Source organism: Bacillus sp. EKM206B (genome assembly GCF_011066015.1).
In the GTDB taxonomy this organism is placed as follows: domain Bacteria; phylum Bacillota; class Bacilli; order Bacillales; family Bacillaceae; genus Bacillus; species Bacillus velezensis.
In genome coordinates this window covers 510,034-534,199 of sequence record NZ_JAAMNL010000002.1, presented here as the reverse complement: position 1 = coordinate 534,199, position 24,166 = coordinate 510,034, and the positions used below count along the sequence as shown (strand labels likewise).

27 protein-coding genes and 4 pseudogenes are annotated in these 24,166 nt (G+C 41.2%); 10 read left to right on the top strand and 21 right to left on the bottom strand.

The window, feature by feature from the left end; genetic code table 11:
• Positions 1–66 precede the first annotated feature (66 nt).
• The 4 genes from tkt to yneA all read right to left on the bottom strand — a co-directional run bounded on the left by tkt (position 67) and on the right by yneA (position 3,516).
• The gene (gene tkt, locus G9F50_RS05505; RefSeq protein WP_007611727.1) at positions 67–2,070 is read right to left on the bottom strand and encodes a transketolase; all 2,004 of its coding nucleotides are present in this window, start codon (positions 2,068–2,070) and stop codon (positions 67–69) included.
• Between the two features lie 166 nt (positions 2,071–2,236).
• Complete coding sequence (locus G9F50_RS05500) at positions 2,237–2,470, bottom strand: DUF896 domain-containing protein (protein ID WP_003153997.1); 234 nt, start codon at positions 2,468–2,470, stop codon at positions 2,237–2,239.
• Between the two features lie 68 nt (positions 2,471–2,538).
• Positions 2,539–3,189 carry a YneB family resolvase-like protein gene (locus G9F50_RS05495; RefSeq protein ID WP_007611724.1) on the bottom strand — a complete coding sequence of 217 codons (651 nt, stop codon included), beginning with the start codon at positions 3,187–3,189 and terminating at the stop codon, positions 2,539–2,541.
• A 15-nt stretch (positions 3,190–3,204) separates the two neighbouring features.
• Complete coding sequence (gene yneA, locus G9F50_RS05490) at positions 3,205–3,516, bottom strand: cell division suppressor protein YneA (protein ID WP_003154001.1); 312 nt, start codon at positions 3,514–3,516, stop codon at positions 3,205–3,207.
• A gap of 156 nt (positions 3,517–3,672) precedes the next feature.
• Between yneA and lexA the strand changes: the two genes are divergently transcribed.
• A complete protein-coding gene (gene lexA / locus G9F50_RS05485) occupies positions 3,673–4,293 on the top strand; it encodes a transcriptional repressor LexA (protein ID WP_003154004.1) in 621 nt (206 codons plus the stop codon).
• A 339-nt stretch (positions 4,294–4,632) separates the two neighbouring features.
• Here the strand turns inward: lexA and G9F50_RS05480 are convergent, their stop codons facing one another.
• Entirely contained in the window at positions 4,633–5,061 is a 429-nt protein-coding gene (locus tag G9F50_RS05480) for a hypothetical protein (protein WP_060561640.1), read from the bottom strand.
• 153 nt (positions 5,062–5,214) lie between these two features.
• Here G9F50_RS05480 and G9F50_RS05475 point away from each other — a divergent pair, with 153 nt between their 5' ends.
• Positions 5,215–5,664 (top strand): YndM family protein, encoded by a 450-nt coding sequence (locus G9F50_RS05475; RefSeq protein WP_003154009.1) that lies wholly within the window; start codon positions 5,215–5,217, stop codon positions 5,662–5,664.
• Positions 5,665–5,691: 27 nt separating this feature from the next.
• On the opposite strand, the gene G9F50_RS05470 is transcribed toward G9F50_RS05475, so the two are convergent.
• From G9F50_RS05470 to G9F50_RS05460, 3 genes are all read right to left on the bottom strand, one after another.
• Positions 5,692–6,522 (bottom strand): prohibitin family protein, encoded by an 831-nt coding sequence (locus tag G9F50_RS05470; protein WP_007410333.1) that lies wholly within the window; start codon positions 6,520–6,522, stop codon positions 5,692–5,694.
• The gene (locus G9F50_RS05465) at positions 6,509–6,658 is read right to left on the bottom strand and encodes a hypothetical protein (protein ID WP_007410334.1); all 150 of its coding nucleotides are present in this window, start codon (positions 6,656–6,658) and stop codon (positions 6,509–6,511) included. The genes G9F50_RS05470 and G9F50_RS05465 overlap by 14 nt, the downstream gene beginning before the upstream one ends.
• Before the next feature lie 108 nt (positions 6,659–6,766).
• On the bottom strand, positions 6,767–7,588 hold the full coding sequence (locus tag G9F50_RS05460) for a poly-gamma-glutamate hydrolase family protein (protein ID WP_060561641.1): 822 nt from the start codon (positions 7,586–7,588) through the stop codon (positions 6,767–6,769).
• Between the two features lie 212 nt (positions 7,589–7,800).
• Between G9F50_RS05460 and G9F50_RS05455 the strand changes: the two are divergent.
• Positions 7,801–7,908: pseudogene (locus G9F50_RS05455) on the top strand (DUF4177 domain-containing protein); the annotation flags it as partial.
• Positions 7,909–7,995: 87 nt separating this feature from the next.
• Here G9F50_RS05455 and G9F50_RS05450 read toward each other — a convergent pair.
• Entirely contained in the window at positions 7,996–8,430 is a 435-nt protein-coding gene (locus G9F50_RS05450; RefSeq protein WP_060561642.1) for a dUTP diphosphatase, read from the bottom strand.
• Between the two features lie 378 nt (positions 8,431–8,808).
• On the opposite strand from G9F50_RS05450, the gene G9F50_RS05445 reads away from it, so the two are divergent.
• From G9F50_RS05445 to G9F50_RS20535, 4 genes are all read left to right on the top strand, one after another.
• A complete protein-coding gene (locus tag G9F50_RS05445) occupies positions 8,809–11,226 on the top strand; it encodes a peptidase G2 autoproteolytic cleavage domain-containing protein (RefSeq protein ID WP_060561643.1) in 2,418 nt (805 codons plus the stop codon).
• A 169-nt stretch (positions 11,227–11,395) separates the two neighbouring features.
• A complete protein-coding gene (locus tag G9F50_RS05440) occupies positions 11,396–11,557 on the top strand; it encodes a hypothetical protein (protein WP_020955874.1) in 162 nt (53 codons plus the stop codon).
• A 285-nt stretch (positions 11,558–11,842) separates the two neighbouring features.
• Positions 11,843–12,379 carry a hypothetical protein gene (locus G9F50_RS05435; protein ID WP_060561644.1) on the top strand — a complete coding sequence of 179 codons (537 nt, stop codon included), beginning with the start codon at positions 11,843–11,845 and terminating at the stop codon, positions 12,377–12,379.
• 135 nt (positions 12,380–12,514) lie between these two features.
• Entirely contained in the window at positions 12,515–12,649 is a 135-nt protein-coding gene (locus tag G9F50_RS20535; RefSeq protein WP_023356917.1) for a hypothetical protein, read from the top strand.
• Between the two features lie 69 nt (positions 12,650–12,718).
• On the opposite strand, the gene G9F50_RS05430 is transcribed toward G9F50_RS20535, so the two are convergent.
• Positions 12,719–13,258 carry a GNAT family N-acetyltransferase gene (locus tag G9F50_RS05430; RefSeq protein WP_060561645.1) on the bottom strand — a complete coding sequence of 180 codons (540 nt, stop codon included), beginning with the start codon at positions 13,256–13,258 and terminating at the stop codon, positions 12,719–12,721.
• Between the two features lie 141 nt (positions 13,259–13,399).
• Between G9F50_RS05430 and G9F50_RS05425 the strand changes: the two genes are divergently transcribed.
• Positions 13,400–13,498, top strand: coding sequence for a YjcZ family sporulation protein (locus G9F50_RS05425; protein WP_003154022.1), 99 nt, complete (start codon positions 13,400–13,402; stop codon positions 13,496–13,498).
• A 164-nt stretch (positions 13,499–13,662) separates the two neighbouring features.
• On the opposite strand, the gene G9F50_RS05420 is transcribed toward G9F50_RS05425, so the two are convergent.
• The 9 genes and pseudogenes from G9F50_RS05420 to G9F50_RS05380 all read right to left on the bottom strand — a co-directional run bounded on the left by G9F50_RS05420 (position 13,663) and on the right by G9F50_RS05380 (position 20,736).
• Entirely contained in the window at positions 13,663–14,283 is a 621-nt protein-coding gene (locus G9F50_RS05420) for a lytic polysaccharide monooxygenase auxiliary activity family 9 protein (RefSeq protein ID WP_003154023.1), read from the bottom strand.
• Positions 14,284–14,490: 207 nt separating this feature from the next.
• Positions 14,491–15,564, bottom strand: coding sequence for an LLM class flavin-dependent oxidoreductase (locus G9F50_RS05415; RefSeq protein WP_060561646.1), 1,074 nt, complete (start codon positions 15,562–15,564; stop codon positions 14,491–14,493).
• 225 nt (positions 15,565–15,789) lie between these two features.
• Positions 15,790–16,410 carry a DUF3885 domain-containing protein gene (locus G9F50_RS05410; protein ID WP_060561647.1) on the bottom strand — a complete coding sequence of 207 codons (621 nt, stop codon included), beginning with the start codon at positions 16,408–16,410 and terminating at the stop codon, positions 15,790–15,792.
• 551 nt (positions 16,411–16,961) lie between these two features.
• Positions 16,962–17,439: pseudogene (locus G9F50_RS05405) on the bottom strand (DUF4944 domain-containing protein).
• A gap of 128 nt (positions 17,440–17,567) precedes the next feature.
• Complete coding sequence (locus G9F50_RS05400) at positions 17,568–17,903, bottom strand: DUF3902 family protein (protein WP_207195667.1); 336 nt, start codon at positions 17,901–17,903, stop codon at positions 17,568–17,570.
• 522 nt (positions 17,904–18,425) lie between these two features.
• A pseudogene (locus G9F50_RS05395) lies at positions 18,426–18,969 on the bottom strand (GNAT family N-acetyltransferase).
• A gap of 232 nt (positions 18,970–19,201) precedes the next feature.
• A pseudogene (locus G9F50_RS05390) lies at positions 19,202–19,963 on the bottom strand (GNAT family N-acetyltransferase).
• Positions 19,964–19,998: 35 nt separating this feature from the next.
• Positions 19,999–20,415, bottom strand: coding sequence for a UPF0715 family protein (locus tag G9F50_RS05385; protein ID WP_060561650.1), 417 nt, complete (start codon positions 20,413–20,415; stop codon positions 19,999–20,001).
• A gap of 177 nt (positions 20,416–20,592) precedes the next feature.
• On the bottom strand, positions 20,593–20,736 hold the full coding sequence (locus G9F50_RS05380; protein ID WP_007611678.1) for a hypothetical protein: 144 nt from the start codon (positions 20,734–20,736) through the stop codon (positions 20,593–20,595).
• 285 nt (positions 20,737–21,021) lie between these two features.
• Here G9F50_RS05380 and adhP point away from each other — a divergent pair, with 285 nt between their 5' ends.
• Complete coding sequence (gene adhP / locus G9F50_RS05375) at positions 21,022–22,038, top strand: alcohol dehydrogenase AdhP (RefSeq protein WP_060561651.1); 1,017 nt, start codon at positions 21,022–21,024, stop codon at positions 22,036–22,038.
• Positions 22,039–22,175: 137 nt separating this feature from the next.
• Here adhP and G9F50_RS05370 read toward each other — a convergent pair whose 3' ends face one another.
• Both G9F50_RS05370 and G9F50_RS05365 read right to left on the bottom strand, forming a co-directional pair.
• Complete coding sequence (locus G9F50_RS05370) at positions 22,176–22,637, bottom strand: DinB family protein (RefSeq protein WP_060561652.1); 462 nt, start codon at positions 22,635–22,637, stop codon at positions 22,176–22,178.
• 346 nt (positions 22,638–22,983) lie between these two features.
• The gene (locus G9F50_RS05365; RefSeq protein WP_003154035.1) at positions 22,984–23,169 is read right to left on the bottom strand and encodes a hypothetical protein; all 186 of its coding nucleotides are present in this window, start codon (positions 23,167–23,169) and stop codon (positions 22,984–22,986) included.
• Positions 23,170–23,981: 812 nt separating this feature from the next.
• Here G9F50_RS05365 and G9F50_RS05360 point away from each other — a divergent pair.
• Positions 23,982–24,080, top strand: coding sequence for a YjcZ family sporulation protein (locus G9F50_RS05360; RefSeq protein ID WP_072589120.1), 99 nt, complete (start codon positions 23,982–23,984; stop codon positions 24,078–24,080).
• Positions 24,081–24,166: the final 86 nt, after the last annotated feature.

Below are 24,166 nucleotides of genomic sequence, written 5' to 3'. Positions count from 1 at the left end.
GCCCCTTCTATTTTTGTCGCATAAACAGGAAAAAGAGGATGATTTGACTCATCCTCTTTTGTCTCGTTATTTGTTTAAAAGTTTTTTCACGCGGTCAACCACGTTTTCTGCAGTAAACCCGTATTCTTTCATAATTGTTTCTCCCGGAGCTGAAGCACCGAAACGGTCAATTGCAAGAACGTCTCCTTCAAGACCGGTAAATTTACCCCATCCGAAGCTTGAACCCATTTCGATCGCAAGACGTTTCGTCACATTCGGAGGAAGCACGCTGTTTTTGTACTCGGCCGATTGTTTTTCAAAGCGGTCCCAGCTCGGCATGCTGACTACAGATACGTGAATGTTTTCTTCAGCCAGTTTCGCTTGAGCTTCGATCGCAAGTCCGACTTCAGAACCTGTCGCTAAAAGAAGAGCGGCCGGTGATTCCGTTTGGGCTTTGGAAACGATATAAGCCCCTTTTTCCACGCCCGCATACGCTTCTTCAGCCTGCTGATCAATCGTCGGCAGGTTTTGGCGTGTCAATACAAGAGCTGTCGGATGATCTTGGCTTTGAACGGCAACCTTCCATGCAGCTGCGGTTTCATTTCCGTCAGCAGGTCTGATCACAGAAAGGTTAGGAAGTGCGCGTAAAGAAGCAAGCTGCTCAATCGGTTCGTGAGTCGGCCCGTCCTCTCCTACGGCAATACTGTCATGCGTGAATACATAAGTGACGGGAAGACCCATCAATGACGCCAGACGAATGGCAGGTCTTAAATAGTCAGAGAACACAAAGAATGTGCCGCCGAATACGCGGAGGCCGCCGTGAAGCGCCATTCCGTTTAATGCAGCGCCCATCGCAAATTCACGGACACCGAACCAGAAGTTTTTCCCGGCGTAGTCTTTGGCCGTGAAGTCTCCTCCATTTTTGATTGTCGTTTTATTTGAACCCGCAAGGTCAGCAGATCCCCCGACAAAGAAAGGAATTTTCTTGGCGATCCCGTTCAGCACCTCACCTGAAGATGCGCGGGAAGCAAGGCTGCTGCCTTTTTCATAAACGGGAACTTCCTGATCCCAGTCTTTAGGAAGCTCGCCTTTCATGCCGAGTGACAGCTGTTCAGCAAGCTCAGGATATTTTTCTTTATAAGCCGCGAACAGTTCATTCCATTCCTGTTCTTTTTTCGAGCCGGCTTCTTTTACAGCTTGATTGAAATGCCCGTATACTTCTTCCGGAACATAAAAATCTTCTTCAAACGTCCAAGCATACGCTTCTTTTGTCAGCTTGCTCTCTTCTAGTCCTAACGGAGCGCCGTGAACGCCGGATGTCCCCGCGCGGTTTGGAGAACCGAAACCGATCGTGGTTTTCACTTCAATCAAAGTCGGTTTTTTATCATTCTGGCGCGCTTTTTCAATTGCAGCCGTCAATTCAGCGATGTTGTTTCCGTCCTCAACATAAAGAACTTCCCAGTTCATTGCTTCAAAACGCTGCTTTACATTTTCAGAGAAAGAACGGTCTAAATCGCCGTCTAAGGAAATGTCATTAGAATCGTATAATACGATCAGGCGGCCTAATTCAAGATGGCCTGCAAGAGAAGCGGCTTCGGAAGAAATGCCTTCCATTAAATCACCGTCTCCGCAAATACTGTATGTATAATGATCAACTACGTTGAAAGAATCACGGTTATATGTCTCAGCCAGATGGCGTTCTGCAATTGCCATTCCCACTGCCATTGCAATACCCTGTCCAAGCGGCCCGGTCGTTGCGTCTACTCCGGCTGTGTGCCCGAACTCCGGATGTCCCGGTGTTTTGCTTCCCCATTGACGGAACTGTTTCAAGTCTTCAATGCTGAGGTCATATCCGCTTAAATGCAGCATGCTGTATAAAAGCATTGAACCGTGGCCTGCTGATAAAACAAAGCGGTCGCGGTTAAACCAGCCCGGATTCTGCGGGTTTACATTCATAAATTTCGTCCACAGCGTATATGCCATCGGAGCGGCTCCCATCGGCATGCCCGGATGTCCGGAATTCGCTTTTTCAATTGCGTCTATAGATAGTGTACGAATGGTGGCAACTGATTTCTTTTCAATTGTATCCATTATAATCCCCTTCCTTATTGTTGTACCTTTTCATCATAAAGCGATGCTGACTTTTTCTCAACTCTTTCAGCTTAAATTTGAGATAAACTTGTTGAAAATTGTCGTAAAGTACATCCTGATATTAGTATATACGAAAAAAGAATACGTATTGCCGTATTCTTTCTGTTTAATGAAGATTATTTTTCTGTTGTTCTCTTTTTAATTTTTCAGGGGTGACATCGTTGCCTTCCGGATCAATCACTTTTACGCTCTTTAACGTATTTTTCATTGAGGAGCGGAATCCTTTCAAATACTCCTGGCGAAGCTTTTGCTGTTCAGCTTTTTCCTCATCCGTTATCGTGTTTGATTTAGCTTTTTGAGCCAATTCGTTAATTCTTGCGATTTTTTCTTTAGAAATCATAATAAGCTCCTTTGGTGCGTGTTGATTATATACTACTAAAACGCAGTCTTTTTTACAACTGATGCGCGTCAGCTGCCTTCTGTGTCTGCGATATATTCCTGAAACCGCCGGTGAACCGTGGCTTTGGACACATCGTAGCCGAATCCCCTTAAGGTCGCTGCGATTTCTGCAAAGGTAAGCTTGTTGGCTCTCAGCCTGATAATTTCCGAAACCGGAACCTCTTTTTTTTCTTTTCCGCTGTTTTCATGTCTGTTTTTCAGATTCCGTTCAGGTTTGTAGCCGTTTTTCACGGCTCTTTTCATTCCCCGCCGGATTTTCATATTGTGAATTTTCCTTTGATATTCCTCAACAATACTGACGATTTCGAGGACCATCGAATCAGCTTCGGAAAGCTCCAGTTCACCTTTATGAGCCGTCGTATATATTTTTACGTTCTCCCTGTAAATGCAGTGCAAAAGCGCAATCTTGGCGTTTCCTCTTCCCAATCTCGTTTCGTCCTGCACCAATATCGCGTCAATATGTGATTTTTTAATTTCATCAAGCATTTCAAATACTCCGTCGCGGTCCATTTCGTAACCGCTGGCTTTCTCAGAAATGACTTTCACGACTTCCATGCCGTTTGCAGCAGCAATCTCACTGAGCTCCTCTTCCTGTCTTTTTAATGATGTTTGCTGCTGTTCTTTGTTTGTGCTTACGCGGGCATAAATGAGCGCCTTCATTTCTCTCTTTCCTCTCTAATTGACAATGGCCAGCTGATATACGGCCGGATGCTTTTTCTTAACCGGAAGAATAAGTTCGTCTCCGGGCTTTATATCAGCAGTTTGGAGATGATTATTCTCCGTCACCCACTCAATGAAATCTTCTTTATTAATGTGTTTCTTTTCTGCTACATGATCCGCAAGTGACCAGAGTGTATCGCCGTCCTGAACCTTTATTTTAACATATTGGCTGAGGGACTGATCATTTCCCGCACATGAGACAAGTAAAATAGCGGCACTTAAAATCGCAGTAAACAGTCCGACAAATATAATAGATTCTTTCGCCATGTAAACAACCTCCGATAAGAATGTTTGTTCGCTTTTTATACCTTTCAGTATATACGAACAAACGTTTCTGTCAATCGTTTTTTTCGAACCTATGTTTGTACTGTCAGGAAAATCATGCTATAATCTACTTAAAATCGACGTTTTGAGGTGCGAAATATGACGAAGCTATCAAAAAGGCAGCTTGATATCCTGCGTTTTATTAAAGAAGAGGTAAAAACGAAAGGATATCCGCCTTCTGTAAGAGAGATAGGAGAAGCAGTAGGACTGGCTTCCAGTTCAACCGTGCACGGCCATTTGGCGCGGCTGGAGACAAAAGGCCTGATCAGACGGGACCCTACTAAACCGAGGGCGATTGAGGTATTGGATGAAGAAGAAGTCCACATTCCGAAAAGCCAGGTCGTAAACGTTCCGGTCATCGGGAAAGTGACGGCGGGTATTCCGATTACAGCTGTTGAAAATATCGACGAGTATTTTCCGCTTCCTGACCGGATGGTTCCTCCGGGCGAACATGTCTTTATGTTAGAAATCATGGGAGAAAGTATGATCGACGCCGGCATTTTTGACAAAGATTACGTCATTGTCAAACAGCAGAACACGGCCAATAACGGAGAAATCGTCGTAGCTATGACCGAAGATGATGAAGCGACGGTCAAGCGCTTCTATAAAGAAGACAATTATGTACGGCTGCAGCCGGAAAATCCGACGATGGAGCCGATTATCCTGCAAAACGTAAGCATTTTGGGGAAAGTTATCGGCGTATTCAGAGCCGTACATTAATTCTATTAAACTTCATTTATCGTAAAAAACCCCTTACAGAGGGGTTTTTTTTGCATAAAAAAAGCAGATTCGCCCTGGCTTAAGAAACGAATCTGCTAAGGAGGAAAAACTTACATTCTTATTATCCGACATCGCACTTTTGAAGTCAACTAATAATGTTTCCCTCAAGAAACTTTTTATTCATTTTTCAACTTTGTATATTTGTGCGTGATGAATTTACTTTTGTTTATGTTTTCTTTGGACGGGTGCATTAAAATTTATGTATGAATATTTAGTACATAGTACAATAAGTTATATTTAAATATAAAAAAACCCGCTGCCTTTAGCGAGTATCTATTTTCAATCAAAATGATAATATTCTACACCGTATAACCCTTTAATATAGACGGGCCCACAGACGTTTGAAGAACTTTCAACCAGAATCCTGTATTTGTGATACGGATCAATTGATTTTTTATCCTGGGCACTGAGGTTTAACCAGCTGCCGCTGTAGTTTTTAGAACTTAATGTATAAAAATTCCCGTTCAGCGCCATCCGCTGGAGTTTCATGCTTAAACCGCACGAAGAGTTGTTCATTATGGTGAACTTATATCCTAAAAAGTAATCGTCGGCAGCTACAGCCCCCGGATTTTCAATATGAAACTCTTTTGCATTTCCCTCCAAAGTGAAGCTTGTTTTTGATCCGAATTCAGTGGTAGCCGCTTCAGCTAAGTGTATTCCGCTAAAACATAATAAAAAAACAGCAATACATATCCAGTATTTTTTCATTTGCATCCCCCTTTTTACATATTTTAACTTGTGAATCCTGTGATGTCTATTCACATTTTATTAAAACGTATACTTTATAACCACTATATACCAGTTTAAAAATTTGCGGATTGCTTACAATGAAGACTAAACGAAATAACGAAGGTGGTTCAAATGAAACACGTAATTGCTTTCGCTTCTAAAACGGCGCTCACACTTGCTTTACTGTACATTGTTCTGGATCTTATGTACCAAGTAACCTTTTTAAACGTTCTGTTTATTACAGTGATCTTAAGTTTAATCACTTATTTTGCGGGTGATTGCATGATTCTGCCGAGAACAAGCAATTTCACAGCCGTTGCAGCTGATTTCGGAATTTCATTCATTATATTATGGATATTCCTTATGAACATTGGCGGATTTAATGTCTCTCCTGCCGCGGCATCGGTTATCTCTGCACTTTGCATTTCTGTTTTTGAGGCATTTTTTCACCGGTATTTGCAGCAATATGTACTTCCCGAAGATTATCAGGACACAACAGAGACGGATAGCACGCTATGGAGCTATCAAACCGAGGCGTCTGAAGAATTAGTGCCGGAAAAAGACCCTCAGGAAAAAACATAAAAAGGAGGCAATCGCCTCCTTCTCTTTTTATTTTTGCTTCTGATCGTCCAGCGGCAGCTGCAGCAGTGAGTCTGTGCCTGTCGCTTTCGGTGTTTTTCCGTCCCATTTTTCAATCCATTTATATTTGATCATCTCATCGGACATTGATTTCTTTATGATTTCGTTATAATCAGCGATCCCTTCCGCTTCAATTTTTTTCTTTTTCGCTTCGGCTTCGGCTATTTTAATTTCAGTTTGTGTCCGTTCAAGTTCCTGTGAAGACTTCACCCTTGCATCGATGGCTTCCTGTGTGGCTTTATCCGGCTTCGGTACGCCAAGTGTCAGATCATCAATTAAAAATCCAAGACTCTTCATATCATCAGCAAATCTCTTTTGAACATCGGCAGCGGCTTCTGCAGATTTTTGCCCGTATGTGTCAATAACCGAGTATTTGCTGATTGATTTTCGCGCCGCATCCCACAGCCTTGTTTTTAAATATGTATTTTCAATCGTTTCAACGTCTACCGCGCCGAATTTGTTAAACAGATCGACTACTTTGTCAGGCTGCACGACATAGTTGTAAGCGATATCCATTTCTATATTTTTACCGTCTGAGGTTGCCACTTTTATATTTTCATTATTCACTGTCTGCATACGCACCGGATATTCCGTTACTTTATTAAATAAACCGACTAAGTGCCAGCCTTGGTCCAATGTGTCGGATTTTACCCCGCCATTCGGTGAGTATACAACCCCGACATAACCGTTCGGTATTTTTTCAATGAATAGTGACGCTGTAACGCCCGCAATTAAAAGGGCTGCACCTATAATCACACCGCCGATAATTTTTTTTGTGTTTCCGCGCTTATTTTCGCTCATGCTGATCTTCTTCCTCCCATGACTTTTTGAATTTTTTGGCTCCGCTTCCCACTTGTTTAAAGATTGGACTAAGCATCAGCCATAAACCGAATCCGATGATGACAAGAAGAATGATAGACCCGATCATCACTTTCATTTGCCCACCTCTTTTCTTTCATCCTGTCAATTATGTATACGATCTTAAGAACTTAAAGTTTCATAAATTTCAAAAGAAAAAGCCCCGCCGACAAAATAGGCGTGCTTATTAATAATTGTCACTGATAAAATCAGAAACCGTTTTTGTGAATTGATAAAAGGTCCCATTTTGTGTGGATGCTCTGCTTTTCAGCGTAAAAGTGTCAAATAGTGATTTTCTGAAGCCGGTGCTCATTTCAATTTGAATACTCAATCCGGATGAAGATTGATTGGCAAGGTTGTTCGGACTGACGCCTGCATATTTATCATTTATGCCAAGAAGAACGGCAGGATACCCGTGCCGTTTCAGCACATCGGTCAAAAGTTCGGCCCGTTCTCTGTCTGTACCGCCGATTTTTATCTTTTTATCATCACTGCCGTAACCGTGCAATGAAATGACATGAGAGTGCTCTTTCACCATTTGCACGGCCTTCGGTTCATCGAAATGCGAACTTGTCAAATGCAGAGCCGCATTACCGGCTGATTTTAACCCTTCAAATAAATATAAACTCTGGTTTTCGGCAATTTCTCTGGCTAACTCACTGGTCCCCGGCTCTATGCCTCCGCCGTGTATAGCTAATATGAGGACAGAAGGGTCATGCTCTCGCGTTGAAATGGAAAAATCGGAAGGATCTTCATTCAGCTTTAATTCCTCGAAACCGCCGTAAATATCTGAAGCGGCATCAGCCCGAAAGAACGGCAGAAGCAAAAACGGTAAAATCAAAACTAAAATTCCTTTTTTGGTTATTGATGGCATTTGTATGTTTATGTTACAATACAAATGCTTCAGCCTTTGAAGCGAACGGCAGAACAGGGTGACTTTGGACGGTTTCTTCTGCTCTGCCTCTTTGCCAGCTGCTTTACGGTCTACTCTTCTAACCCTTTTTGCCATAACATCATCCTTTCTTTTGTTTACACTTTTGTCACAATATTATATACGTTGGACAAAACCTCCGTTCATCTTGAAGAATAAAAACATCAAAACAACCTCTATCCTTTAACCTAAAAAAGTCTTTCTGTCAAAGAGACGGAAAGCTTAAATGATAAAAATGAAACCCTTCTCCTTAGTTTTGGAGGAGAGTGAGGACTGCAGGGAAATCATTTTATCAATATGCTGAGTTAGGCTGGCGTCCGGCTCAAATATTTGCTCCCGGCATAGACGGTTACGGAGCGGCCGCTTATTTCGAAGTCAAATTCGAACGTGACGTATGATTTCCCAATTCAAGAATCCCCGAAACAAATGGATGTAACTGCTGTTTCCATAAAAAAAAGACTGCTGTTAAGCAGTCTTTTTTCGTTTTATTTCGTGCCTGTTGATCCCAGTCCGCCACGGTCATTGTTCCCGAGCTTGTCTACTTCGATCAGCTCCACTTCAGGCATTTTCTTCATGATTCTGAATTGGCAGATCCGCTCCCCCTTGGAAATGTCGGTATCCCGAAGCGCGAATGCAGGAAAAAACCAGAAGTCATTGTCGCCTTTATAAGATTCATCAATGACTCCCATTGAATTTGTCTGAATGATACCGAAATGCTTATATGTACTTGAACGCGGAACGACATGGGCCTCATATCCTTCCGACAGTTCCATCGCAACTCCAAGCGGGATAAGTTTGAATTCACCTTTTTTGATTGTTATATCTTCAGCTGCCCGCAGATCAATCCAATCGCCCTGTTCAATTTTACTGATTCTCGTTTGCGTATCATCTGAATATTTAATTTTGATTTGTAAAGTCATTTTCGCTGCTCCTTTTGCTTCCCTATTTCAGTCGTATTGATGACCAATCCGTGCCCCATTATACCATTTAACTGATAAAAATGTTGATTTTGGTGTATATACAGCCGAAGAGGAAGCACTGCGAAGCCAATGAGAATAAACCTAAAATGAGTGCCCCTCCTATCAGTTTTTCCTCCATTTTCACATGACAGGTTTAAATTACAATAATGCAAAGCTATATATCCGTTCTTCAACAGAGCTTTTTTTAAATTTCACCTTGGTTTCAAAAGGAATTTCGTTCTGAATAAAGAATTTGAAGAATAAGCGCTTAAAGGGCGCGCGACTCTTTTCTGTCCCCTGCCTCAGGCGCTTATATCAAAAGAAAGAGGTGTCTTTAGAATGGTTCAATTTAAAAACTTTCCTGATCCGTCTTTAAACGCCCCATTGCAGTCTCGCCCTGCACATCCCTCTGAATTGGAGCATCTCAAAGCAAGGATGCAGAATTTTATTAAGCATTCCGCAACGGATGATAATCTTGAGATCGCAGATGCCCGGGTGACGGCGGAAGGAATGGTCACCTCACTTTTAAAAGAACGGCTTGATACCGAATACGAAATGCTTATGAATAAAATCACCCGGGAAGTGAATGTGGAGGACTACGGAGCGATCCCTGACGGCCGGGACAATACGGAAGCCTTTCGGAGAGCGATCGGGAACGGCCGGGTCAAAGTAAATGTTCCCGCAGGAGAATTTTTGGTTCAAGGGATAAAACTCCCCTCATGGACTACCATTTCCGGTGAGGGACAAGGGATTACCGTGCTTAAGCTTCATGAGGACACTCCCGCATACGAATGGGTCATTACTAACGATGATTACGAAAATGGAAACCGTAATATTTTTGTCGAAAACATGACTTTAGACTGGAATCCTGATCGTCAATGCGGGGTCAGGAACCCCGGAGGACAGTTTTCCAGCTGTTTAACGTTTGCTAATGTGCAATACGGCTGGATTAAGAATGTTGAAACGGTTAACGCGGGTCTCCATGGTATTGATATTACATCTCCGACTTACGATCATTTGCCTGAAACAGAATGGACGAAAGACGGCTGCCGATATATATGGATTGATAACTGTGTGGCATACGGCGCCGGAGACGACGGCATTACCACCCATTACAGCGAGTATATTTTCATTTCCAACTGCCATTCCGGAAACCCCCGCGGCACAGAGCATGCTGAAGGCAGCGCAAACTCGAACGGCATTGAAATTGACGACGGCTCTAAACATGTATGGCTTTTAAATAACTATACGAGCGGAAATATCCGCGGGATTGAGGTAAAGGCGCACAGCCTGTGGCCGGCTTCTCAAAATGTTCATATTATCGGTCATGTTTCGTATCGTGATGTACGTTCATTTGATATTCGTCATATCGGCCATCATCAGGCCTCAGACCCCGAAAGCACGACGGCTTATGATGTTACTTTAACCGATTGCACCGCGATTGAACCGGTATTCAATGCTCTCTATGACGGTGTGACCCCGAGGGCGCTGGTCATCTCTGCCTATAAAAACGTTAATGTAAACGGATTCACAGCTATTGGTGATCCCTCATACGACTATGGCGGGAATCCAGTCGTGGCTCTTCAATACCGCAGTCAAAATATCACGATCAACGGCATTAAAATACGCGGCTTTACACAAGCCGGTGTTGACATCAATATATCCGGCGGATCAAATAAAACCGATTATGTTAAAATTTTAAATTTTGATATATACAAGTCATCTCCTAAAGGCATCTCAATCGGAGGAGGCCAATATAACGTAAATATTATGAACGGTACGATGATCGGAGACGGCGGTTCCGTCGGAATTACGTCCCCTAACAGTCAGGCCGTCATTCTCGGGGTGCAAGCGGAAGGTTACAGCGCGGCCGCATCTATAAAAGGACAGACTTATGAGCAGATCCCCGTCAATTTAAAGGGAGGCGCACAGCTCGCGACCAGCTCCGGTTTTGCATTCAACCCGACAAGCGCCGTTATTGCGGGAACAGGCGATATTACAGCCAGAGGTGACAGAAATGCGATCATCAGCTCTTCCGGAGGTTCAAGTTCTGAAGGTTCAAGGGCATTTATCGCCGCTTCAAACAATGCCCATATTACGGGCAGCAAAGTCTCCAGAACGATTCTGTCATCAGAAAGCATTACATTGGAAGAACCATACACGGTTGCCGGAGGGCATCAGTCCATCAAATGGAAATTGGATTCAGCGGGCGGCCACGGTACGTTCGCCGGAGCTGTCACCTCTTCCCTGTCAGGGTACGGAGAATATTTTGAAAGTGTAACCGGCCAGACAATTCCCGCCGGGACAATCGTCACAGTGAAAGGCGAAAAAATTGAATCGGCTCACGTCGGAGATTACATGCTCGGCGTCATTTCAGAAACAGCCGCTTTTATCTCAGGAGCCGCAAGCTTCGGATGGCAAAGCCGCTTTTTGACAAACGAGTTCGGCGGTTTCATATACGAAAATGTGACTGACGAGGAAACAGGAGAAACGGTACGCGTGCCGAAACAAAACCCAGACTGCAGTCCGGCTCTTGAAGCTGACTATGAAGCACGCGCGGCCAGAGACGAATGGCACATTGTCGGACTCAACGGCCGGCATTACGTACGGGTCGACAGTACGGTCAGCCCGGGAGATTATATCACGGCTCATAACGGAATCGGGACTAAAGCCGCGGAAGGCTGGAAGGTATTGAAACTGACAGCCTTATACAGTTCTGAAAAAGGGTACGGCATTGCAATTGCGGTTATCAAATAGGATCTCAATATCAGGATCATCTCCTCTCTTTTCTATCGGGCGGGTATGATCCTGTTTTTTATACCGAATGAAATGCCTCTTTTTCAGCATACCGTTTCATTTGTCCAAGCCATCCATGCTTTCTGTCATAGAATACTACCGTCAGATGAAAAAAGGAGGAATTATGAGTATGGATATGGGTATGGATATGGACATGGATATGAACGGACATTATGATCACCACCCAAAGCAGCCTAAACAAAAAAAGAAGAAACAAGATAAAAAGCATCTTGATTATGATTACATCGTTGTTTATAAAAGAAAATGCAAAAAATGTAAAAAATGCTGCTAACTTGACATATCAACACTTTTTACACCCGGTAAACTCCGGGTGTTTTTCTTATTATGGCGTTTCTCCGGGCTATTTTCACACAAAATCAGTCCATCCTATCACAATACATAAAAAGACTCTATTATTTTCTTCCCTTTTCGCTTAATTAAAAGTATTTCATTTACAGAAAACAACACAAATAGAATGACATGACTTTTGAGAAAATCTACTCTTTGCTTGGTCAATTTTTCTGCGATACCGTGAATTTGCAACAATTTTTAAAAATTTCCTCAGGAGGTCATAGCCATGAAAATCGCCAGAACGATAGTCGGATCATGCTTAGCTTTATCTCTAACAATTCCTTTCACAGCCAGTGCCTCAGCAGCCAGTCAGTCTGAACACGCAAACGCGCCTCACGTTTCACCCGTTGCAAATCCGTTAGAAAGTAAATTATCCAAAACAGCAGACCAAAACGTAAAAGCAGCAGGTGTTGATGCCGGGCTGAACGTAAACGTAGATGTTCTCGGAATCTCAGATCGCATTGCTGAAGCGGTTAAGTCAGATCAAAACCGAGCCGGCTGGGTAAAAAATGTCATGGAAACAACATTTTACGCATCAGGACAGAAGTACAACGTCATGGTGTTCAATTTAAATCAAGAATATGAAGACCGCTTTAACGGCGTTCAATTTTACGGATCAGCCGTTTATGACGGTATTACTTACGGAATCTGGGTCTTCGAAGACGGGTCCTTCGATAACAAAGGAGACGGGGGCTGGATCAATTGGGCATTCAGAGGGTGGTTCGATCGTGATAATCAGCATATTGAATTCCACAGACCTTAATACGGAGAAAACTTGCGGGCGCTGCCGCAAGTTTTTTTTAACTGGACTGCACATTTTTCACCGTTATAACGACTATACTTGAAGTGCGGGCTCCGATCGCAGCCCCGGTAAAGTCTTTCAAAGTGAGGGTATACCATGTCAAAGTCTTTAAAAATAGTGTTGTGGAGCATATTGGTGTTCATCATCTTGTTAGTGATTATCGGAATCGTTTCTTACAATCAAACTCCGTCTGCAGAAAGCGCAGCAAAAAGAATGCTTTACAGCGTCTAATCAATGTTAAGCCTTCATCGGCTTTTTTTATTTACCGCAGAACACTTGACAAAACGACGAATTTTCAATTTATTCGTTAACGATCTCATTCAGTATAGAATATACACGTGTATCATGGGGCAGTCCGTTTTGATACATATATCTTCTCAAAATTCCTTCAGATTGAAACCCCGCCTTTATCAGTAATTGATGAGACGCTGCATTCTCAATGAAAACAACAGCGCCTATACGATGCAGCCTAAGCTTTTCAAACCCAAAAGAAAGAACATTCTCCAACGCTTCAAAAGCATAGCCATTCCTCCAATAATTCGGATGAATCTCATAACCGACCTCCGCCCGCTTATGCTTGGGCACCCAAGAGTTAAAACCAATAGTTCCGATTATTCCCTTTGCATCTTTTCTCTCGATTCCCCATCGCATTCCCTTTTTATCATGATATTGATCTTTAAACCAGCCAATCATTTTTTCAGCCTGTTCCATTGAATCAAAAGGTTCCAAACCATAATAGCGTGTTACATTTGCATTTGAAAAACAAGCAAATATTTGCTTTGCATCTTTCTTTTCAACTTCTCTAAGAATAAGTCTGTCCGTTTCTATTACAGGAAGCATTTACGGTCCCCCTTTAAAAGAAATGTGAGAAGAAAATATATGCAGACTAAAAAAACTTTTTTCAAAAAGTAAACTAACATCCCTATCAAACTTTTCATTTCGGCATAATATGTATTAATCCTCTTTAGGAGGTGAGATTATATGGGATTCTCAGGTGGTTATGGTAGCTCCTTTGCGTTAATCGTGGTGCTATTCATTTTATTAATCATCGTTGGGGCTTCTTTCCTCGGCGGTTATTAAGAATCCTCTTACCTCCGCATCCATGTCAGCAGCACCTCCATGATCGTACGGCGCCATAAATGAAATGTTTATGGCGCTCTGCTGTTTTTCCCCTTTTCATTCACACATTAAAACTAAAAAGATCGGCCGATGTATCAACATGCAGCCGATCAGTAATTCATAGATTATTGTGTAAGGTTTACATCGATGACGTTATAGAAGGCATTGGAAGTATCCGCAACGTCCCATACCCCTAAAATGACATGATACCCGCTTCGATCAGTCGGCACAAAAATCTTATGAGTCAGATTCGTATCTGCCTTGGAACCGTCGTGGTTTACCGTTCCGATTAATTCGAATTCATCTCTTGACAAAGGTTTATTCGGATTCCAGTTTTTCTTGGTGATATAATAGTGCCACTTTGATGTCGCATGAGGGGCCGTGTAGTACCAAGTAAAGGTGTTAAAACCGCCGCGGATGTTTTGTTTCACCCAATAATCTGCAGTCTGCTTGTCTAAACCGAAGTCAATTTGTCCCGATCCCCCATTTGCAGACGCAATTCTTCCATCCGGCGGACCTGCAGCCGGAAATCCTTTCGGCCCTTCTACAGACTGAGGATTATCAATGACGGAGCCATATTTCTGCGCAGCGGCCGTCCAGCCCAATGTTTGTTTCTCTAATGCTCCCATGTACGCTCTGCTGACGGGCTCTTTTATATACCCGTGCGCAGATGCATCACTTGAATAGAAAGCGCCTCCAATACCAAGAGTAACAGTTAAAACTGCAGCTTTGACTAAACCCTTCATTACTGCATCATCCTCCCTCTTTTGTTAATAAAAACCTTTCAGTATATACACTTCACGATGGAGGATGAAATGACCTTCCTTTTCTTGATAGGAAAAAGCAATGAGGTTGGCGCTTTTCCCTTTGTTTTTTATAATCATAAAGAAAAAGCCGGACCGATTCTGTTGTCGAATCCGCGATTGACCGGCCCGCCTATTTTGCTCAGAACTTCATTCGCTGGATTTGCCGGTTTCTTTTCGGATAACCGGTGCTACTTCCGCTGCTAATCGTTCGATGTTTTCCGCGGCTTTTTTAAACGGCATACCTCCTATATCGATTTGCGCGAGAAATCGCTGATGTCCGAATAACTCGTATTGATGCATGATTTTTTCAATGATCTGCTGTGAGCTTCCCACAAATAAAGCTGTTTCTTTTCCGGACGCCCGCTCAAAATCTTCCTTCGTTAAAGGCTCATCGATCCCGTGATATGAATGAACGTGAGACCAGTAATTTGAATGATACGGATAAAATTCTTGTATTGCCTGTTCATTCGTTTTTGAAATGAACATATGTCCGGTTACGGCAACCTTCACATTTTCCGGAGGATGACCGGCTTTAGAAGCCGCTTCCCGGTATTTGTCAACAAGCGGCTTAGATGACATCGGATCACCGCTCAGTACAGCTAATGCCAACCCCGCACCTGCACGCCCGGCCCGTTCTGCGCTTTCCGGAGTCCCCGAAACACCTAACCATAGCGGAATGCTTCCGCGAAAAGGCCGAGGAGAAATTTCTGCTTCGCGCAGCGGCGGCCGGTAACGTCCTTTCCAGGTAACCGATTCTTCCCCGGAATTTAATTTCAAAAAAAGGTCAATGTGTTCTTCAAACAGTTCTTTATAATGGCCTACGTCATAACCGAAAAGAGGAAACGAGTCTAAAAATGCGCCCCGTCCCGCAATGATTTCCGCCCGGCCGTCTGAAATCAGATCAAGCGTTGCAAAATCCTCAAATAAACGGACGGGATCTGCGGTGGATAATACAGTCGTGGCACTGGTCAGCTTAATATTTTCAGTGATCTGTGAAATCGCTGATAAGATGGTCGGCGGCGAAGATACCGCATAATCAAGACGATGATGCTCGCCTACACCGAATACATCAAGCCCTGCGTCGTCAGCCAGTTTCGCCAGCTTCATCAATTCATCTATCCGCTGCTTTGCGCTGACTGTTTTCCCTGTCAGAGGATCGGGATATAATTCTGCAAATGAATAAATTCCAATTTCCATACAATAACGGTGTTCAGCCCTCACATTTCTCTCCTCCTGCACTGTGTAAAAAAGCTTTTATGTTATTCTATTCAGCCGTTTTACAAATAGGAATTCGTTCAAAATAAATACAGAAGCTTAACATACAGAAGGTCGGTATGAGAGAAAAAAAAGTTTCTGGCGTCCTTCAATTCTGCCCATTATACTCATGCAGCCGGACTAGGCAAGAACAAAGCCGGCACAAGCGGATTCGAATTCATGTGTTCATTTTCAGTCCAATTCAATCCAATCGTGATATTGATCATAAAGCTTTCGTATTCTTCCGGCATCAAGAGCAATGACTTCACACCCTCTGTCATCATACAGAAAGAAAATAATATCTTTTGTCATATTCACAAAGAAAACATCAGGATACCCAACGGAACAGCCCCCGAACCTTGGCTTCAGCGGAAAATCTTCGTGGACGGCTGCCTTAAGTAATTGGGGAATACGCAGATCTTTCCGTTTACATAATAGAGAAAACTGCTGTATTTCATATTCTTCTTCGACCGGGCATGGACAGGTCTTCACTTGAATCCGATATAAATCATCCTTACACTTCAGAAACGGCTGATAAACCTTTAATTTTCTCGCGTGATTACCTTGAGTTTTGTGCTTATACACATTGGCAACAAGGAACATGTCATCGCTATGTTCAAACAGCTCATTGAAAAGTGCGGCGGTTTGATGATAAACAAGCTGAAAATACTCAAGATTCAAAGCACCGCTTTCATTAAATTGATACATATTGCCGCCGAGAGAAAAATGAATTCCCACGTCCCATTGATGATAAATGCCGGGCACTAATTTTAAAGTCGGAAACCTTTCCTTCAGATAATCATTTATTTTCATTCAAACATCTCACTTTCCTTTTCCCGCTCCAGAGGCAGAAGAAGCCGAAAACATTCCGCTTTTTCACCCTTGTAATATTATTCCGATTGGAATACAATGAAATAGAACACTGTGAACCCCATTGATCAGGGTGGATGCTGGTCACATTCATCCTGATCCTTTCTTTTACACAAGATCGCCCCAACTTTGAACCCCTCCGTTTCCAACCTTATTCATTGATATTACATATATTTCAATGGTATTATTTTCTTATGCATAAGCATCAAGAGGTGTCAGCTTTGAACAATATCAGAAGATTAAGAGCATATTTTCAGTCTCACCGTAAAATAGGTTTGGCTGCAGACTTGCTTACGGCTGTATTGCTTATCTCATTATCCATTCTTTTTTACGGATGCCGGCAGGGAGCTTTTAATGGTTTCTTTATGTATGTCTTAGTAAGTAATTTTATCGGCTCCAATGCCTCTTTTATCGACTTCAGCACATCGAGGAAAAACAGTCAAAAATAAAGGCTCTGGTCAAAAAGAGGGTTATACCGCCCTCTTTTTATTCTTTCAGTCATACCAATGCGTTCTTTTCAGATAGAATTTTTCTGAATAGGACTCATGATCGGTTTTCCATGTTGCTTCAACAGTGATTTCATGACCGATCACTTCATTTTCGGGCATATATTCAAACGTCTGAATATGGTCTTCTCCCGTTCCGCCGCCTTCTAATTTCTCTCCGGTGTATTCTGAAAGATGATAGTCTTTATCTTCACCATATCCGGCCGTCAACAAATAATGTTAATCTCTTAATCACCGTGTTCTTTTCATTCACTTTATTACCTCTGTAATACAAATTCAAGAAATAGTTAGGGCCGATAGAGGTCTTGCCTGATTTTTCGATTGACGCTTCCCACGTCTTGCTTTGGCTATAGCCGATATATTTAACTTTTTCTCCTGAAATGAAAGAAAACAGTGCAAATCCGGCTGCTATTATGAGAACAGTGATAATAACCAGCAATGTTTTAATGACTTTACGTTTTTTCATGACATCCCGCCTTTATCATTTAGAACGTTTGAACATTAGAATTGTTACTTTTAATTTGAAAGAATAATATAAAGGGATTCTAATTCCAGGAATAAAAAAATACTAAGAAGATCATATTCCCCTTAGCTTCACATCCCAGACTGCCATGCAATAATGATAAAAGTCGTCCAAAAAGTTGTGACTAAAATAAGCATAACGGTTACAATCATTAAAATGAGACAACTTATTGTTAGAATTGAGTCTTTGTTTTTGTTAAGAATCAGAGTAACCATTGATCCTGCAGCAAATAGATACGACAAAACCGCACCGACCCAATACCACAGAATAGAGTCATTGCTCCAGTAAGCCATTGGCTGCATATAAATACTGAATATAAATCCTGACAATGCTAATAGAAACGAAACTAAATTTGATTTCAAGTTAGAGTTCCTTTCTTCATAAGTTTTATTTTTAGGCACGGTCATGCATCTGATAACACCTTTTATGCGATATGCTTCGCCGCTTTGTCTGCATATTTTAATTCTTATTTCGTTTTTAAATATGTTTACGAAAACAGAAATGATATAAAGTTCACCGAAACGCCGATTTAAAATTAAATAGATGTTTTATAAGCGTTAATTGCTTGATTTCTCAAAGCATATTATCTTTCGTAACCATTTTTCCATTCTCGAGCGCATCTTTAAATTCATCAAAATGAATTGAACATTGCTGATTCGATTACTTCCCGCTCCTTCTGTCGTTAAACTGCAAAATGTCCATCACATTCATCCTCTCTCCAATTTTACAACGTTGCTATAACGAATTTTATGTTTTTCCCAACCTTCAAGCTTAATCTTTTTGATCGTTACTAATCTAAGTACTTTTTTCAATTCCATAATCCATTGGTATGATCGGTAACCTAATGAAGTATTTAACTTAAATACAAAAAAACCTGCTTTCAGCAAGGTTTTTTCGACAAAGGGGAGATTATTTCCCCACAAATTCTATTAACTATTGTTTTGTTTTAACCATTCTTTCTTTAGCAATGCGTATTGGTAAGTGTTTTCATATTTAGGTGTTCCATCCTCGTGTGCAGTAAATGAAATAAATTCAAGAAAATAACCTTCTTTACGCATTCCTAATCTTTCACATAATTTTTGTGACCTGCAGTTATCATCTTCAACATATGCATAAAGCCTTTTTGCTTCTTTTTGCATAAAGAGATACTCAAAGAAAGCCTTCGCACTTTCACTTGCGTATCCCTTCCCTTCAAAACGGGCATTGAAATTCCAACAAACAGAATAGGTACCTGGCTCTTCTTTTAAATAAAATAGTTCTCCGACCAGATCATTACTGTCTTTTAAACAAACTGCAATATAAGAGTCATCTCGGCTTCTTTTTTGAACGTTTACGGCAGCTTCTTCTAACGTAGACATTCTGTCATCAAGAAAGCAATTCACTCTCGGATGTGCAGAATATTCCAACAGACCTTGCGCATCTCTCTCGGTAAAATTTCTTAAAATTAAAGCGAAGGGTTTCAATTTTTTGCATATGCAGTCTCCTGTTTCATTGTTATCGATCTTTGAAAAGAACTTCTTCAACAGATCTTATTCGTTTGTTGAAGAACTTATCTCAATCTATTTTTACTATAATGATGGACGTTATCATCTTTGTCAAAAAACATAAATCATTCATTTGCCGCCCGCGATGTAAAGTACTGAACAATTTTCGTAAAAAACCCTCAGTATCAATATAGAAACGAGGAATAGTAATTAAAACAAAGTTAAGCCATTAAAAGCTTATTGAGTATTTTTTCAAACTTATTCACGCTCATCATCTCATGAGTGAGAAATGTCCCATTATAAAACACGCTGAAAGTCGTCCAAACTGCCGGGGATTTTTGCGCCATATCTTTTGTCGTTATTCGCCGGGCCTGAAAATGAAGTCCTTTCTTTTCAGTCAGTTCCTTTAAATCCTTTAACAATCCAACTGCAAATGGGCATTGGGCTGTATAAAATATTGTGATTCCCTCATCATTAACGGAATTACTTTTCACCTGTTTTTTAAATACAGGAGGATATGCATGTTTATTCCACGTCAGTGACATCAACTGAAAATAGGGTTCTGCTTCATCTTGCACAGCAAATCCCATATGTTCAAAGAAATGCTTATCACTTAAATAAGGGAGTTTTTTCTTCCCCACTATATGAACTATCCCATCCATACCGCGGGATTTTGCATCTGACACACATTTTTCTAACAAGTGTGTCGCATGTCCGTTATTCTTATATTTACCTGAGACCCAAAGACAATTAATAAACATAAAATGAGGTGCGCTTACCGGAACCCACGCTTCTTCTGCAGGTAAATATTCAATAAAAACTTTTGCCCGTTCGTTTAGGCGATAGAACACCAAGCCATCAATCATCCGATCCTAGAGCCAGCTCTTCTTTTCATTTACCACATCCTCATATTGTTTCGTACCTAATGCACAGCAAATATGATTGTCATCAATATTGTCCCTAGTCAACTCAATGTATTTCATTTTTCCTCACCCGCTTTCTTTTGGAAACATCAGCTTTACTTGCAGTGAACATTGTAATTTCTCAGAAATATAGAGTCCCAGAACCAATATATGAACGCAGCAACAAAGCTCATTATGTAATAAATGAAACTTCTGAAAACTGTGAAATCAATTGGCGGATTATCTATGTGCCAGAACAAGAACACGGCTGAAAAAGCGACTGCTGTATAAATGAAAAGATGAACCAAGCTAAACTGTTTAGGCTTCTTTCTTAGCCATAGTTGCACAGGAACAGCAAACAAAAAGTAAGTAATAAATGCGTAAAAAGCAATGATAACCACAGTAACCAATGCAAATGGCACAAAACCCGAGTATACAAACATATATAGCCCGAAGATCAAACCATACGACAAACTTGAAAAAGCCAATGTGTAAGTATAGCTTTGCCTTTTGCTCCAAGACGCTGCTTCCATATATTTCACCTGCTTTTTATAAAAATAAAATTTCCATTTTTTATTGTTTAAAATCAGTATAAATCCATTACTTTAAAAGATCTATGTTTTTTGGCAGATCATCAATTCACTATCTTAATATCCAGAAATTTTATTGCCATTAAAAAAGGTCAAGGAAATACCTTGACTGTGTATCGCTCACCAATCTGCATCCGGCTCATCGTGTTCGAATCCGTAAAAGCCTTTAATCCACACATCTCCGCAGCCGGCTCCTTTTGTGATCAATAAGTAATGATTTCTGTTTGCATCACCATTCACCTTATCAGCCGCGCTCAAGTTCAAATGATTACCCGTGAAATTCTTTTCACTAAGGGTAAAATCATCTCCTGCCAGTGTAATTCTCTGCAGTGCAAGTCAAATATCGGCAGAAAGATTACGACCACAAATTCAAAGCATTCTGTGCATTTGGAGATGACAAATCATCCATAGAATCCTCCCTGCATAGCTCCCTCAATTTTTGTAGAGACACTTGTCTGCAAAAATGTAAGGGTTTTCAAAAGGAGAGCAGTGTGCTAAATTGTAAGATAAGTAAAAATTTTCTGCTAATATTCGAAAGGGGTGCATGATTTGAAAGCAGTAGTAGCAACAAAAGACAAAAGTATAGCGATCGTACAAAAAGAATTACGTCCTTTGCGACATGGTGAAGCCAAAGTTAAGATAGAATACTGTGGTGTATGTCATACTGACTTGCATGTTAAAAATGCTGATTTCGGGGATGTTACTGGCGTCACTTTAGGTCATGAGGGAATAGGCATTGTAACTGAGATTGGTGAAGGTGTAACAAGTTTGAAAAAGGGCGACCGCGTCTCTATTGCCTGGATGTTTGAAAGCTGCGGCTGCTGTGAATATTGCCTAACTGGCCGTGAAACCTTGTGCCGCGATATAAAAAATGCCGGCTATACAGTTGACGGCGCAATGGCTGAAGAAGCAATCGTAGCGGTTGATTATGCAATAAAGGTGCCGGAAAATTTAGATCCTGCAGCAGCAAGCAGCATTACTTGTGCAGGTGTAACAACTTATAAAGCGGTTAAAGTCAGTGAGATTAAACCAGGTCAATGGATCGGTGTATTTGGAGTCGGCGGTTTAGGCAACTTGGCTGTTCAATATGCAAAAAATGTCTTTAACGCTAAAGTAATTGCTTTCGACATTAGCGATGAAAAATTGAATTTTGCTAAGAGCTTAGGCGCTGATGCGGTTGTAAACAGTTTAAACGAAGACCCCGTCGCTAAAGCAAAAGAAGTGACTAACGATTTAGGGCTTGATGCTGTGGTCATCACGGCTGTCTCTAAAACCCCTTTCAATCAAGCGATTGATGTTGTAAAAGCAGGAGCCCGCGTAGTCGCTGTCGGTTTACCGGTGGACAAAATGGATTTAGATATTCCCCGTCTCGTGTTAGATGGAATTCAGGTAGTAGGTTCATTAGTGGGTACCAGAGAAGACCTGAAGGAAGCTTTTCAATTTGCTGCAGACGGTAAAGTTGTACCTAAAGTGACAAAACGCCCGATTGAAGATGTGAATGATATTTTTGAAGAAATGGAGCAAGGTAAAGTGACCGGCCGCATGGTTATCGATTTTACTTCCTAATCATTAAGGCTGCCGGGAATGATACGGCAGCCTTTGATCTCTATTCTTGCTCAGCGCCCCACCCAGATGTCATTTAGTTCAGAAAAGAAACTTTACAGACCATTCAGCGGTTATTCATTTTGCAAGTATTCTCTGAACTAATCCTGATACCAATATAATACAAGGTCATTCATTGCCGAAGCGTAGCCCTGCTGTCTTAACATAGTTGTTATGCTGCCCCGATGATAAGTTCCGTGATTGGCAACATGGAATAAAATTTCTGAGTAAGCAGTTTCTCTGTAACCTAACCAAGGGTTATTTAAGTTCATTTTTTGTTCTACATCTGTTTGGCTATTCATCCATTCTTCAAACTGTGAAGCCAGTTCTTCATAAGACGCCGCAAATTCATCTGCAGAATATAAATGAGCCCTTTCTGCATAAGCCGCAGAACCTTCCACTGCTTCCTGCATGTCTATTCCTTTAAGTACTTGCAGCCACATAGCATCCACCGCGCAGATGTGACTGAACGTTTGAGCAATTGTAGGATATGAACTGTGAACCTCTTCATATTCATCTTCACTGAGTAATTTGAGGCCTTTTTCGAACTTCTCTAATTTAATCTACATAATAGTTCACTGAATCTCTCAACAATTTTAGATAAACATCTTCTTTTTATAGAGATGTTCGTTCAATCGACATCCTTGTGATATATATGGTAAAATTTATAGAAACAAAGGAGTGTTGTTACATATGAGTCTTATCATTTTAGCATCCATGCTTTTATGGGGTGCAGTGATCCACGAGCTAAACAAACCTTCAAAAAAGCAAAGTAAACGAAAAATGATCCCTTTGGTATCCCTCAGTTCTTTATCTACTTTAATCATCACAATTTCGCTTTTTTCTAATTTAATTGGTTGATATTTGTTATGAGGAAACCCGCCAGAGGTTCCTCATAACACTAAAAACCTACTCACTGCACTTTTTACAGCAGACCTTATCAGAGTGTTTGCTTAACACTTTATCCATTCTCCCCACAGGCATCTTCTTCTCACTCGGAAGTGTAAGATAAGCTGTTATCTCATCCCCTGATTTTAATGTTTTTCCGCAGATAGAGCATTTTAACTCAGTATTAAAGAAATTTTTTAATCCCATTCATAAGCCTCCTTATTTACCTTTATAAAGTAATACGTTAATGCTTTATAAAAGTTTCAGGTTAAAGAAATACTTCTTGCCTGGGAATTTACTTTGTTTCAGTTGATCCGCATCCGCCCCGGTCATCGTTATACCCTCACTCAATCAGGAAGCTTCTTCCTTATATCCTCTACGACATTAAATGCGGGGAAAACGTTCATTCAGGAATTCAGCGTTAACCAAAAAGGAGAATACATCCTGAAATATGATAGCGGCACCGGTGATCGTGTCGATGGTTTCTTTAGATCTGTTGAGATCTAAATTCCGTTAGGAAAGTCGGCAGTTTTGCCGACTTTCTTTTACAAGCATTCTGCTGGAATAAACGTAAAGTTCCGAATAAACATACGACCTTTTTGAAACGGAAACTTTATCTGCACCACAAACCCGCAAGCAGCCTCCTTGTATCGTACCTTCCGTCCCTTTGTGATTTGTTTTGATTTGTCGTATACTGCGCTTGCCCGGGAAATGATGAATATTTTCGTTAACTATAATTTCCCTGTACCTCTTCGTATGTGACTCCGCATGATGAAGTAACTTCATGCTCACCACTTTCATACACAGTTTTATTGCATGTTTAGCCATATCCCTCCTCTTTAAACAGCAAACCGTCCCATCCATTTCTCTCTTTCAGTTAACCTCCCATTATTTTATTGTTTTAGAAGCTCTTCATTTTAGACATAACATCCATTTTTTCTTATTTAGACTTAAATCTATGTCGAATTTTATCGTCCGGCATATTATGTACTATCCTAACAACAGGAGGTGGCAATAATATGGGGAACTACGGTGGAAATTATGGCGGAAACTCTTTCGTATTGATTGTTGTGCTGTTCATTTTGTTAATCATTGTAGGTGCTGCATTCCTTTTCTAGCACATTGACGATTTATATTCGTCTCCCAAACATTGCATCCCTTAGTTCGGACAGACGCCATAAGAAGTTTTATGGCGTTTTTACTT